This is a genomic window from Mesorhizobium sp. LMG 17147 (assembly GCF_024297145.1).
GTDB lineage: Bacteria > Pseudomonadota > Alphaproteobacteria > Rhizobiales > Rhizobiaceae > Mesorhizobium.
This window is the reverse complement of record NZ_JANCTC010000001.1, coordinates 592,554-605,022: the sequence shown is the minus strand read 5'-3', so window position 1 is coordinate 605,022 and position 12,469 is coordinate 592,554. Positions and strand designations below refer to the sequence as shown.

The window sequence follows — 12,469 nt, the reverse complement described above, 5'->3', positions numbered from 1 at the left end:
CGCTGGTTGAAGCCGGCGCGCGGGATAGGCCGTTTGGTGCCGCTTGCGTGACTCGAACACGCGACCCCATCATTACGAATGATGTGCTCTACCAACTGAGCTAAAGCGGCCCGGGAAGCCGTGCTTCCAAGATGGGCTGGGTGATAGACGCAACTGGCCGCGAATTCAAGATGGCTGCCGCGAATTCAGGACGAGCAATTCGTCTCCGTCCCAGGACGGGCACAAGGGCAGCCGCCGCGCCGATGCGATGCCGTATCGGCAGGCCGCCCCTTCCGTCACGTCGTGGCCGTGACGGAAGAATCAGCGAAAAAGGTTGATTTCTTTACCGAAAACCGCCGAAATGAGCTTTGTTTCCCCCGGCAAGGCAGAATGCACCCGCTCGCTTGTTGATTGATTGGTCGCCTGCGGCTAACGATCATGACAATGTGAGTGAAATTGCAGAGGGAATTCGTTTGGACGCGATCGAAAAAGCGATCCGCAACGCCTTCGAGAAAGGCAATGCCGACGACCGGGCGTTTCGCGAGCGGGTCTACCGATCGGCTTTCGCGGCACTCGACCGTGCCCTGCAGGCCAATCCAAACGTCACCGTGGAAGTCGCCATCAAGCGCCGCAAGGCGGTCCAGGCGAAGATCACCGAAATTGAATCGGAATTCCTGCCGGCGGTTGCCGACGTCGCCGCGCCGACCGACAGTTTGGAGGCAGCACCGGAGGTGGAGCCTCCGGCCGAAGCCGAGCCCGCGCCGTCGCCCGATGTCGTCGTTGACGGTCCGGCGCAGCCGCCCGAATCCGATGCGCCCCGGTCGCGCGTCCTGCCGGTCGTCCCCGACATAATGCCCGATGCGCCTGTTCCCGAGGCGCCGGTGATCGACATGGGAGCCTCGGCTCCGACCGAAGCCGAAACCGACGACGCGGAAGTGACGCCCGACCGCGACGACCGGCGGGCGAGGCGGCGGCGCCTGCCTTTGACCGCGATCTTCTTCGGCGTGACGCTGCTCGCAGCCGCCGGCATCGGCCTTTATTTCGCCAACCAGACCGGCGTCTTCAAATCGGCGACCGAACTCGACACGGCGCCGCCGGAAGCGCCGCCAACGGTCGACGGCGATGATTTCACGCCGGACGACACCGCTTCGCCGCCAAAGCAGGGCGAGGCGGACCAGGCGCGCGACTGGATCAACGTGTTTTCGCCGGGTGACCCGACGCAGGTCAATGCACCGTCGGACGCCAAGGCCGACGTTATCCAGGACGAAAGCGGTTCCTTCCTGCGCATCCGCTCGGGTGCATCCGGTTCGGCCATCAGCTTCGACGTCGGGCAAGGCGTGCTGGAAAAACTCGCCGGCAAGCATGCCACATTCGACATCATCGCGCGCTCCGAGGAGGGCCAGGAGACGCAGATTTCCGTCGATTGCAATTTCGGCGAACTCGGCGACTGCGGCCGCAAGCGCTATGCCGTCGGTCGCGAGCGCAATGAATATCTGTTCGACGTGCGCTTTCCCGACAAGCATCCGGGTGCTGCCGGCACCATCGCGATCAATTCCGACTTCGACAAGCAGGGCAAGTCGGTCGACATCTACGAGATTCGCGTCTCGGTCGTTCCGTAAAGCACGTCGCGTTCGGACCGGCCTCATGCGACGCAGTTTAGGTTGTTGTTTTGATGCATGTCGTTGCCGCAAAACCGCTGCACGCTTTTTGCGCGACATGCATTAACTATCGAGCAGCGCCTGCAGCGTCTCGATGCGGTCGGCTTCCGCGGCCGGCTTGTCCCAGCGAAGCCGCGAAATGCGCGGAAAGCGCATGGCGACGCCGGATTTGTGCCGCGTCGAACGGTTGAGCCCTTCGAACGCCACCTCCAGCACCAGGCCATGTCTGCGGTCGGCCCGTACCGAGCGCACCGGGCCAAAGCGCTCAATCGTATTGTCGCGAACATATTTGTCGATTTGCCTCAGTTCCTCGTCGGTGAAGCCGAAATAGGCCTTTCCCACCGGCACCAGCTCCTCCGATCCTTCCGGCCCGGACCAGACGCCGAATGTGTAGTCGGAATAGAAGCTCGAGCGTTTGCCGTGGCCGCGCTGGGCGTACATCAGCACGGCGTCGACCGTGTGCGGATCGCGCTTCCATTTGAACCAGGGGCCCTTCGGCCGCCCGGCCACATAGGGCGAATCCCAGCGCTTCAGCATGACGCCTTCGATGACCGGATGCAGCGGCTTGCGGCGCAATTCCTCCAGCGCCTGCCAGGTGGTGAATTCGACCAGCGGCGACAGATCGAAGCGACTCGGATCGAGCGTCCTGACGAAGGCCTCGAGCCGGCCGCGTCGTTCGCGGAAAGGCAATCCGCGCACATCCTCGTCACCAATCTGCAGCGCATCGTAGCAGCGCATGAAGGCGGGGTATTGCTGCTGGATCTTGGGTGACACGCTCTTGCGGTTCAGCCGCTGCTGCAGGTCCGAGAACGTGCCCGTCGCCTGCCTGGGGTCACCGACCAGAAGCTCGCCGTCGAGGGCGCCTGAAAAATCCATCGCCTCGGCAAGATCCGGAAAGGCGCCGGAGACGTCGTCACCGGTGCGCGAATAGAGCCGGCGAATGCCGCCTTCGCAAACCGCCTGGACGCGGATGCCGTCCCATTTCCATTCGGCCGCGTAGTCGGCCGGGTCGAGCTTTTCGAGGTCGCCGTCGCCGACGGCGTTCGACAGCATCACTGGCCTGAACAGCGCCAGCGCCGTCTTCCTGGGTTTTTCCGCCTTGCCCTCCAGCCAGGCGAACAGAGCCGCATAAGGCGGCGTCAGCCCGTGCCAGAGTTCCTCGATCTCGGCGATATCGACCTTGCCGAAATCGGCCAGCGCCTGCTTGGCGAGCCGCGCCGAGACACCGATGCGCAGGCCGCCGGTAACCAGCTTTATGATGGCAAAGCGCGCGGACGTGCTGGCGCTGTCGAGCAGCCGGGCCAGCACCTGTGGCCCGTCGGAACGGCTTGCCGCCTGCAGCTTGGCCACCACCTCGGCCAGCGTCGGCGCGTGGTTCGCAATATCGAGAGGCGATTGCGGCCAGACCAGCGACACGGTCTCGGCCAGGTCGCCGACATAGTCGTAGGAATAGCCGAACAGCACGGGATCCATGCGCTCGACCACCAGCGTGCGCAGCATTGCCGGCTTGACCGCGGCGATGGAAAGATCGCCGGTAATGGCCGCCAGCGCCAGCCCGCGATCCGGATCCTCGACGCTGCGGAAATAATCGGTCAAAAGCGTCAGCTTGCCGTTGCGCGACGGCGTCAGCACCAGCCGGTCGAGAAGCTCGGCGAAGCGGTTCATGGGAGGGGCGCCAATGAGCCAATGTCGCGTTCGGTCGCGCCCCCCTCTGTCCTGCCGGACATCTCCCCCTCAAGGGGGGAGATTTGCTGTCGCGACTGCTTTCGCCAATTTCCAACGTTGCAGGATGAGCGGCAAAACCAAAGCTGCCGATCTCCCCCCTTGAGGGGGAGATGGCCGGCAGGCCAGAGGGGGGCGCCGTAGAGCGCCGTACCGGCGATTGCTGGATCCAAAAACACCATCAATCGCCCTCATCCTCGTAGCCGACGAGATGCAGCGGCCTGGCGGCGATGCCTTCGAGTTCGCACCAGCGCACCAGCGCCTCCTCGCGGCCATGCGTCACCCAGATTTCTTCCGCGCCGGTCTCCTTGATCGTTGCTGTCAGCTCGTCCCAGTCGGAGTGATCGGAGATGATCAGCGGCAGCTCGACGCCGCCCTGCTTGGCGCGTTGGCGGATGCGCATCCAGCCTGAGGCGAAGCACGACATCGGATCGGGAAAACGCCGCGCCCAGCGATCGGCGAAGGCGGATGGCGGGCCGATGACGATGGCGCCGGCAAAGTCGCCTTTTTGGCCGGTCTCGACGGTCGCCGGTTCCAATGTGCCGAGATCGATGCCCTGGCTCTGGTAATATTCGCTGAGCTTGGCCAGCGCACCATGGATGTAGATCGGCTTTTCGTAGCCGACATCGCGTAGCAGCCGCATGACACGCTGCGCCTTGCCCAGCGCATAAGCGCCGACCAGATGCGTGCGCTCGGGAAACTGTTCGGTCGATTTCAGCAGCCGGGCGATCTCTTCGGAATCGGGTGGATGGTGAAACACCGGCAGGCCGAACGTCGCCTCGGTGATGAAGACGTCGCACTTGAGCGGCTCGAACGGCTCGCAGGTTGCGTCCTTCTGGCGCTTATAGTCGCCGGACGCGACGATGCATGTGCCCTGATGCGCGACCTTGATCTGCGCCGAGCCCAGCACATGGCCGGCCGGGTGAAAGCTGACGGCCACACCGCCAAGCGCAATCGTCTCGCCGAGCACTGCGGCTTGCGTCGTTCCGGCAAAACCTTCGCCGTAACGCAGCCCCATAATATCGAGCGTCTGCTGCGTCGCCATTACCGAGCGGTGGCCGGAACGGGCATGGTCGGAATGGCCATGCGTGATCAGCGCCCGGTTGACCGGTCGCACCGGGTCGATGAAGAAATCGCCGGGCGGGCAATACAGCCCTTCCGGCCGGGGATGAAGCAGGTCGCTGGCGCGCATGGCCCCAAGATAGGCGCTAATTCCGGCGCGGGAAGCCTGTTGTAAGTCACTGCTGACTCCAGCATAGAGCGCAAGCCGGCTGCAAACACCCGGCGGAACTCGATCACGATGAAACCGCTCCAGACCTCGTCCGGCGATTTGACCGCCGACCGCCGCGCCGACTATGCCGAAATGCTCTATGCATCCGGCGATCATGCTGCAGCCGCGGAATTGCTGCTCGGCGCTCTCGAACTGGCGCCGCAATGGTCAGCCGGCTGGTTCCGCCTCGGCGAGATGCAGGAAGCGGCGGGCGCGCCCGATCGTGCCGCGCAGGCCTGGACGACGGCACTGCGGCTCGACCCGGCGGACAGGCTCGGCGCGGTGCTCAAGCTGCAATTGATCGGCAGGGCAGCCGCGGCCCAGGCGCCGCCCAGCGCCTTTGTCGAGACGCTTTACAACCACTATGCCGGGAGCTTCGAGGGTGAGCTGGTCGACAGGCTCGGCTACCGTCTGCCCGAATGCCTCGACCGCGCCATCCGGGCAGCGCGGCCGGGCCGGTTTTCGCTGGCGCTCGATCTCGGCTGCGGCACCGGCCTCATGGGCCAGAAGCTGCGGCCGATCGCCGATCGGCTGGAGGGTTACGACATCTCGGCCGGCATGCTGCGGCAGGCGCGCGCCAAAGGCCTCTACGATCTGCTCGTCAAGACGGACCTGCAGGATTTTTGCTATTCTGGCCCGAAAGCCGATCTGGTGACGGCGGCCGATGTGTTCATCTATGTCGGCGCACTCGACAGAGTGGCGAACAAGATTGCCGGAATGCTCGCCGGCGGCGGTCTGTTTGCGTTCTCCGTCGAGACGCTCCCGGGCGGAGAATCGTCTGACCGCGCCGGCTTCGCCTTGCTGCCGTCGCGCCGCTACGCGCATTCGCAAAGCTATGTAGAGCGGGTTCTGGACGCCAACGGCTTTTCGGTCCTGTCGCTGCAGCCAACGATCATCCGGCAGGATCGCCGCGAACCGGTCGAAGGGCTGGCCGTAGTGGCAAGGTTGCTTTCCGGCAGCGTAAAATCTGGCTAAGACTTCTGCCGCTGCGCATGAGAAGCCGCAGCTGCGAAAGACAAGGAGCACGTTCATGCGCTGGAACATGACGGTCTTGGCATCTTGCCTGGCGATGGCCGGCTGCGTCGGCAATTCGATGTCCGAACGGCAAGACGAAAACGTCCAGTCCTCGCTGCTGTATGACAAGGTGCCTTGCGATCAATTGCTGGCGCAACGAAACGGCCTGGCGCAGCAATATCATCTGCCGGTGGACGCCAAGCCGTCCTTCTCCAACCCGGCGACGGGCTTTGGCCCGTTCACGCCGGATATGCGCTCAAAAGCCAAGCGCGACGCCGACCAGGCAAGCGGCAAGATCGACGCCATGAACCGGTCGATTGCCCGCCGCGAATGCGGCAAGCCGGCCAAACAGAACAAGCTCGGCCTGACCTGACCGGGTCCTAATCCGCCACCTTCCACTGCTCGCGCGAGGCGCTGGCGGGATAGACGCCGAGAATGCGCATTTCGCGCGAGAAAAAGCGCAACTCGTCGAGTGCCAGCTTCACCAGCGGATCGTCGGGATGGCCCTCTATGTCGGCGTAGAACAGCGTCGCTGTAAACGCGCCGAGCTGGTAGCTTTCCAGCTTGGTCATGTTGATGCCGTTGGTGGCAAACCCGCCCATCGCCTTGTAGAGCGCCGCCGGCACGTTTCGGACGCGGAAGATGAAGGTCGTCATCATCTTGGCGTCGGCCGAGGGACGTTCGGCCCATTGCTTGTTCTTGGTCAGCACCACGAAGCGGGTGACGTTGCTGTCGGTGTCCTCGACATTCTCCTCGATGATGTCGAGTCCGTAGAGGGTCGAGGCCAGCGCCGGCGCCAGCGCGGCCATGGTGCGGTCCTTCATCGCGGCGACCATCTTGGCGGCGCCCGCGGTGTCGCCGGCAACCGCCGCCTTCCAGCCGTTCTTGCGGATGTATTTGCGGCATTGGCCGAGCGCGTGGATGTGGCTGTGCACGGTCCTGATCTCGTCGCGCCTGACGCCCGGCAGCACCATCAGCTGGAAGTGGATCGGCAGAAAGTATTCGCCGATGATGTGCAGCTTCGATTCCGGCAAGAGGTGATGGATGTCGGCGACGCGGCCGGCAATGGTGTTCTCGATCGGGATCATGGCCAGATCGGCCTTGCCGGTCTCGACGGCGTTGAAGGCGTCCTCGAAGGTCGGGCACGGCAACGGCTCCATCGAAGGGAACATGTTGCGGCAGGCGGTGTCGGAATTGGCGCCCGGCTCGCCCTGGAAGGATATTTTGTTGGTCTTTTCAGGCATGCGCGGAGTCTCGGGAATTGGGGGAAGAATTTCTTAGTTGGAAAGGAGCGCCCTGGCGCGTTCGAGATCGTCCGGCGTATCGACGCCAAGCGGCACCGACTGCACGATCTCCGCATCGATGCGCATGCCAGCCTCCAGCGCCCGCAACTGCTCCAGCCGCTCGCGGCGCTCCAGAGGCGACGGCCTTAGCGCAACGAAGCGTTCGAGTGCGGCGCGGCGATAGGCATAGAGGCCGATATGATGGTAGAGCGGGCCTTCGCCCCAAGGAGCGGTGGCGCGGGTGAAATAGAGCGCCCTGAGCCGCGTCGTCGAGAGTGGCGAGCCGACCAGCTTGACGACGTTCGGATTGGTCTTTTCCTCATCGCGGACGATCTCGACGCAGAGCGTGGCGATATCCACCGCCGCGTTCTCGAAAGGCTTCAGCGCGGCACCGATAACAAGGGGGTCGATGGTCGGCAGATCGCCCTGCACATTGACGATGGTCTCGACGCTGTTGCCAGGGTCGAGAATGGTCAGCGCTTCAAAGATGCGGTCGGAGCCGGTTTCGTGGTCCGCCCGCGTCATCACCGCCTCGAAACCATGCGCGCGCACCGCCTCCGCAACGCCTTGCGTATCGGTGGCGACGACCACCCGGCCGAGCCCCGCCTCGGCAGCACGGCGGGCGACGTGGACGATCATCGGAGTGCCGGCAATGTCGGCCAGCGGCTTGCCCGGCAGGCGGGTCGAGGCCATGCGGGCCGGGATCAGGATGAGCGTGGACATGAGGCGGGCAGGGGCTCGAAAAAGAGGGGGACAAAAGTGGCAAAAGGTCTCACTGGCAGCGCCCTTATAGGTGTTGCAACGCCGGAGCAAAAGACCTAGTTTCCGCGCGATTTGACCGCCTCGCAGGGTGGTTCACGATACCGACGGACGGAGTGGACGGATCGGTCCGCCGGAAAAGGGAGCCTGGGGCGTATGGATTCCAACGAAGTCAACAAGCTGCTCGCCGGTTTCCTCGGCACGGTGTTCATCGTCTTTTCCGTTGGCATCGTATCCGACGCGCTGTTTGCCTCGCCGACGCCGGAAAAGCCCGGCTTCGCCATCGAGGCGACCGAGCCCGCCGAAGGCGGCCCGGCCGCTCCCGCCGCGGAGGCCAAGCCGATCGCCGAGCTGCTGGCCACCGCCAATGCCGAAGCGGGTGCCGCCATCTTCAAGAAATGCCAGGCCTGCCACTCCGGCGAAAAAGGCGGCCCCAACAAGGTTGGCCCCGATCTGTGGGACATCATCGACCGTCCGGTCGCCGAGCATGAGGGCTTTGCCTATTCGGCCGGCATGAAGGAGTTCTCCAAGGGCGGCAGCGAGAAGTGGACCTACGACAATCTCAACCACTTCATCACCTCGCCGAAGAAGTTCGTGAAGGGCACGGCGATGGGCTTCGCCGGCCTGCCGAAGGATGAGGACCGCGCCAACGTCATCGCCTATCTGCGCACGCTGTCGGACAATCCGAAGCCGCTGCCGGCGCCCGGCGCCTCGGCCGAGAACGCGCCCGCCAAGCCGGCCGAAGGTGCAGCCCCTGCCAAGCCGGCCGAAGGTGCAGCCCCTGCCAAGCCGGCCGAAGGCGCGGCTCCGGCCGCTCCGGCCGCACCCGCAAAATAACAAAACCGTAATGACATAATCCTTGAAAAAGCCGGGTTCAGCCCGGCTTTTTCGTTAGGAAAAATACATATGCGACGACAAAGCCGCTCGGTTGCGGTTTTCAGCGCCGCCAAATGATCTAGATTGAGCCCAGACGCTATGGTGACGGCGCTATATCGCGAAGAGGAGAACGCATGACGGTTGGCCGAGCGCGGACGCTTCTGAAATCAGTGCTGATGCTGGCTGCTTTTGCCGGCGGCCTGCAGGCGGCCTTCGCGGACGAATGGCGCACGACCTCGTCGCTGATCGGCGAATCCAAATACGGCGACAATTTCCAGCATTACGATTACGTCAATCCGGATGCACCGAAGGGCGGCACGGTGAATTCGGTGGTGCTGGGCACGTTCGACAGCTTCAATCCCTACATCGTGCAGGGTTCGCCGGCCGCCGGCTTCGCGCAGTTCGGCGGCGGCCTGCTTTACGACACGCTGATGGAACAGGCGACCGACGAAGGCAGCACCAGCCATCCGCTGATCGCCGACGCCTACAAATATCCAGCCGACTATTCCTCGGCGACCTACCGGCTCGACCCGCGGGCCAAGTGGCATGACGGCCAGCCGATCACCACCGACGACGTGATCTGGTCGTTTCAGGTGCTGAAGGCCAACAGTCCGCAATACAGCCGCTATTTCGAAAACGTCACCGACGCGGTCGCTATATCCGACCGCGAGGTCGAGTTCCATTTCAATCAGAAGGGCAACCGGGAGCTACCGAAGATCATCGGCGATCTCGTCGTGCTGCCCAAGCACTGGTGGGAAGGCACGGACGCCAGCGGCAAGAAGCGCGACGTCACCAAACCGACGCAGGAGCCGCCGCTGGGATCGGCCGCCTACAAGATCGCCAGCTTCAAGCCGGGCTCCGAAATCATCTGGCAGCGCGTGCCCGATTACTGGGCGGCCAAGCTGCCCGTGAAAATCGGCCGCGAGAATTTCGACAGGCAGCGTTTCACCTATTTTCTCGACGACAATGCCGCCTGGCAGGCCTTCACCAAGGGCGGGCTGGACGACATCAAGCCGGAGAACAGTTCGAGACGCTGGAACACGGCCTATAATTTCCCGGCTGTCCAGGCCGGCGACGTCATCAAGAAGGAATTCAAGACCGCGTCGCCGGAACCGATGCAGGCCTTCATGCTCAACACCAGGCGCCCGCTGTTCCAAGATCGCCTGGTGCGCGCCGCGCTGATGTACCCGTTCGACTTCGAGACAATGAACCGGACCCTGTTCTTCGGTTCCAACACCCGCACCAGCAGCTATTTCCAGGGCACGGAACTGGCGTCGAGCGGCCTGCCGCAGGGCAAGGAACTGGAGATCCTGGAGCAGTACCGCGACAAGCTGCCGCCCGAAGTCTTCACCCAGGAATTCAAGCTGCCGGTCTACGACACCCCGCAGGCGGAGCGCAAATACCTGAAGGCCGCGGTCGATCTGTTCGCCAAGGCAGGCTGGGTGATCAAGGGCGGCAAGATGGTCAACGCCAAGACCGGCGAACCGTTCAAATTCGAGATCCTCGGCTGGAACGACACCGACCAGGTCATCGCCAGCCCGTATATCGCCAATCTGCGCAAAATCGGCGTCGACGCCACGCTGCGCCTGATCGACCAGACCCAGTATATCAACCGCGTCACCCATTTCGACTTTGACGTGGTCACCTCGATACTCGGCCAGTCGGACTCTCCCGGCAATGAACAGCGCGATTTCTGGAGCTCCAAGGCCGCCGATTCGCCGGGATCGCGCAATTACGCCGGCATCAAGAATCCGGTCGTCGATGCGCTGGTTGACCGGATCATTTATGCCACCGACCGCGACGATCTCGTTGCCGCCACCCATGCGCTCGACCGGGTGCTGTTGTGGAATTTCTACGTCGTGCCGCAATATTACCGTGCCGTGGTCTGGCTCGCCTACTGGAACAAGTTCGGTATGCCGGAAAAGCAGCCCGCCTATAGCGGCGTCGACCAGAATTCCTGGTGGATCGACTCGGCCAGGGAGAAGGCGCTGGCGGCCAAATACAAGAGCGGCAATTGATGGCGGTGCTGCCCCGTCGCGACTTCCTCGCCCTGGGCGGTGCCGCCGCGGCCGCAGCGCTGCTGCCCGGCCGAACTTTCGCGGCCATTCCAACCGGCGTGAAACTGCACGGGTTGTCGGCTTTTGGCGATCTCAAGTATCCTCCGGATTTCACGCATTTCGACTATGTCAATCCGGACGCTCCCAAGGGCGGCCGGATGAATTTCGCCCCGCCGAACTCCACTCTTAATCAGAGCTTCCTGACTTTCAACACGCTGAACTCATTGGTGTTGAAGGGGGATTCGCCGCCGCGCACCGAGCTCTGCTTCGATTCGCTGATGGCAAGGGCAGTCGACGAACCGGATGCGGTCTACGGCCTGCTTGCCGAATCCGTTACCTTGTCGCAGGACCGCAATGGCTACCGCTTCAGCCTGCGGCCACAAGCGCGCTTCCATGACGGGTCGCCGCTGACCGCCCAAGACATTGCCTTCGCCTTGAACCTCTACAAAGACCGGGGACATCCGAACCTTTCCCAAGCGCTGCGGCATATGACGGAAGCGGTCGCAATCGATCCGCTTACAATCAACCTCACCTTCAACGGCCAACAGTCCGCGCAGAATATCCTCGCGATCGTCGTGATGCCGATCGTGTCCAAAGCCTTCTACACGGCCAATGATTTCGACGCCTCGACGTTGATCCCACCGCTCAGCTCCGGACCGTACAGGGTGGGACGGGTTGTGGCCGGGCAGACCGTCGAATACGAGCGCGTCGCCGATTATTGGGGCCGCGACCTGGCCGTGAACCGCGGCAGTTATAATTTCGACAGCATCCGTATCGATTTCTACCTTGATCGCCAGGCGGCGTTTGAAGCGTTCAAGAAAGGTGACACGCATTTTCGCGAGGAGTTCACCTCGCGGGTATGGGCGACCGGCTACGACTTTCCAGCACTGAAGGATGGCAGGGTCGTCAAACGCGAATTTCCCGGCGAGAAAACACCATCCATGCAGGCTGTCGCGCTGAACCAGCGCCGTCCGCAGTTCCGCGACATTCGCGTGAGACGGGCAATCGCCTATTGCTTCGACTTCGAATGGACCAGGCGGGTTCTGTTTTTCGACTCCTACGAGCGTTCGCAATCGAACTTCGAGCGATCGGATTACAAGGCCAAGGGCCTGCCCTCACCCAAGGAGTTGGCCCTGCTGGAGCCGTTTCGAGCCGAGTTGCCGCCGGAGACCTTTGGCGAACCGGTGATGCAACCCGTCTCCGACGGTTCCGGGCACGACCGTAAGCTGCTGCGCGAGGCTTCGAGGCTGCTTGCCGAAGGCGGCTGGAAGCGAGCGGGCAATTTCGTCCTCAACGACAAAGGCGAGCGCCTGCGCGTGGAAATGCTTGCCCAGGACGAGGGTCTCGTTCGTATTTTCGCGCCATGGTCCGAGAATATGAAGGCGATCGGCATCGACGCTTCGATCCGGCAGGTCGACTCGACGCAATTTGAAGCGCGGCAGAGCAATTTCGACTTCGACTTCAACATGCTCGCATGGTCGATCGGAGCGACGCCCACCGCCGACGGTTTGGAGATTCTCTATGCTTCCCGAATGGCGAAAACGCCGGGGATGCGCAACTATCCGGGTACGGAAAGCAAAGCCATCGACGCGCTGATCGAGGCAGCCGGCAAGGCGCAGAGCCGGATCGAACTCGTCACCGCGCTCAACGCGCTCGATCGGGTCTTGCGCGCGCGGCTAGACTGGATTCCAACATATCATCTGGCGAATCACCGAGCAGCCTTCTGGGACATGTTCGGCTTTCCCGCTCAAAAGCCGGATTACGACTTTCCGGTCGAGACGTCGTGGTGGTTCGACAAAGACAAGGCGGCAAAGATTGGCAAAGGCTGAGATTTTTGCACAAGCGAGGCAG

The 12,469-nt window shown here is 63.0% G+C and carries 10 protein-coding genes and 1 tRNA gene; 6 read left to right on the top strand and 5 right to left on the bottom strand.

The window, feature by feature from the left end; translation table 11 throughout:
* Positions 1-34 precede the first annotated feature (34 nt).
* A tRNA-Thr gene (locus tag NMG46_RS02935) sits at positions 35-110 on the bottom strand.
* A 342-nt stretch (positions 111-452) separates the two neighbouring features.
* On the opposite strand from NMG46_RS02935, the gene NMG46_RS02930 reads away from it, so the two are divergent.
* Positions 453-1,598, top strand: coding sequence for a hypothetical protein (locus NMG46_RS02930; protein ID WP_254816214.1), 1,146 nt, complete (start codon positions 453-455; stop codon positions 1,596-1,598).
* Between the two features lie 102 nt (positions 1,599-1,700).
* On the opposite strand, the gene NMG46_RS02925 is transcribed toward NMG46_RS02930, so the two are convergent.
* Together NMG46_RS02925 and NMG46_RS02920 are read right to left on the bottom strand one after the other, a co-directional pair.
* Entirely contained in the window at positions 1,701-3,302 is a 1,602-nt protein-coding gene (locus NMG46_RS02925; RefSeq protein ID WP_254816213.1) for a cisplatin damage response ATP-dependent DNA ligase, read from the bottom strand.
* 238 nt (positions 3,303-3,540) lie between these two features.
* Entirely contained in the window at positions 3,541-4,551 is a 1,011-nt protein-coding gene (locus NMG46_RS02920) for a ligase-associated DNA damage response exonuclease (protein WP_254816212.1), read from the bottom strand.
* A gap of 108 nt (positions 4,552-4,659) precedes the next feature.
* Between NMG46_RS02920 and NMG46_RS02915 the strand changes: the two genes are divergently transcribed.
* Both NMG46_RS02915 and NMG46_RS02910 read left to right on the top strand, forming a co-directional pair.
* Positions 4,660-5,604, top strand: coding sequence for a methyltransferase domain-containing protein (locus NMG46_RS02915; RefSeq protein WP_254816211.1), 945 nt, complete (start codon positions 4,660-4,662; stop codon positions 5,602-5,604).
* A gap of 55 nt (positions 5,605-5,659) precedes the next feature.
* Positions 5,660-6,016, top strand: a complete 357-nt coding sequence (locus NMG46_RS02910) for a hypothetical protein (RefSeq protein WP_254816210.1) — start codon at positions 5,660-5,662, stop codon at positions 6,014-6,016.
* Positions 6,017-6,023: 7 nt separating this feature from the next.
* On the opposite strand, the gene NMG46_RS02905 is transcribed toward NMG46_RS02910, so the two are convergent.
* Together NMG46_RS02905 and NMG46_RS02900 are read right to left on the bottom strand one after the other, a co-directional pair.
* The gene (locus tag NMG46_RS02905) at positions 6,024-6,887 is read right to left on the bottom strand and encodes a prephenate dehydratase (RefSeq protein ID WP_254816209.1); all 864 of its coding nucleotides are present in this window, start codon (positions 6,885-6,887) and stop codon (positions 6,024-6,026) included.
* 33 nt (positions 6,888-6,920) lie between these two features.
* Complete coding sequence (locus NMG46_RS02900; protein WP_023676856.1) at positions 6,921-7,649, bottom strand: 3-deoxy-manno-octulosonate cytidylyltransferase; 729 nt, start codon at positions 7,647-7,649, stop codon at positions 6,921-6,923.
* A 192-nt stretch (positions 7,650-7,841) separates the two neighbouring features.
* Between NMG46_RS02900 and NMG46_RS02895 the strand changes: the two genes are divergently transcribed.
* From NMG46_RS02895 to NMG46_RS02885, 3 genes are all read left to right on the top strand, one after another.
* Complete coding sequence (locus tag NMG46_RS02895) at positions 7,842-8,522, top strand: cytochrome c family protein (protein WP_254816208.1); 681 nt, start codon at positions 7,842-7,844, stop codon at positions 8,520-8,522.
* Between the two features lie 173 nt (positions 8,523-8,695).
* Positions 8,696-10,579, top strand: a complete 1,884-nt coding sequence (locus NMG46_RS02890; protein WP_254816207.1) for an extracellular solute-binding protein — start codon at positions 8,696-8,698, stop codon at positions 10,577-10,579.
* On the top strand, positions 10,579-12,447 hold the full coding sequence (locus tag NMG46_RS02885; protein WP_254816206.1) for an extracellular solute-binding protein: 1,869 nt from the start codon (positions 10,579-10,581) through the stop codon (positions 12,445-12,447). The genes NMG46_RS02890 and NMG46_RS02885 overlap by 1 nt, the downstream gene beginning before the upstream one ends.
* The last annotated feature ends 22 nt before the right edge of the window (positions 12,448-12,469 follow it).

Coding starts and splice junctions, on each gene's coding strand:
- NMG46_RS02890 (WP_254816207.1), top strand. CDS start 8,696: ATGACGGTTGGCCGAGCGCGGACGCTTCTGAAATCAGTGCTGATGCTG.
- NMG46_RS02885 (WP_254816206.1), top strand. CDS start 10,579: ATGGCGGTGCTGCCCCGTCGCGACTTCCTCGCCCTGGGCGGTGCCGCC.
- NMG46_RS02900 (WP_023676856.1), bottom strand. CDS start 7,649: ATGTCCACGCTCATCCTGATCCCGGCCCGCATGGCCTCGACCCGCCTG.
- NMG46_RS02905 (WP_254816209.1), bottom strand. CDS start 6,887: ATGCCTGAAAAGACCAACAAAATATCCTTCCAGGGCGAGCCGGGCGCC.
- NMG46_RS02915 (WP_254816211.1), top strand. CDS start 4,660: ATGAAACCGCTCCAGACCTCGTCCGGCGATTTGACCGCCGACCGCCGC.
- NMG46_RS02895 (WP_254816208.1), top strand. CDS start 7,842: ATGGATTCCAACGAAGTCAACAAGCTGCTCGCCGGTTTCCTCGGCACG.
- NMG46_RS02920 (WP_254816212.1), bottom strand. CDS start 4,551: ATGCGCGCCAGCGACCTGCTTCATCCCCGGCCGGAAGGGCTGTATTGC.
- NMG46_RS02925 (WP_254816213.1), bottom strand. CDS start 3,302: ATGAACCGCTTCGCCGAGCTTCTCGACCGGCTGGTGCTGACGCCGTCG.
- NMG46_RS02910 (WP_254816210.1), top strand. CDS start 5,660: ATGCGCTGGAACATGACGGTCTTGGCATCTTGCCTGGCGATGGCCGGC.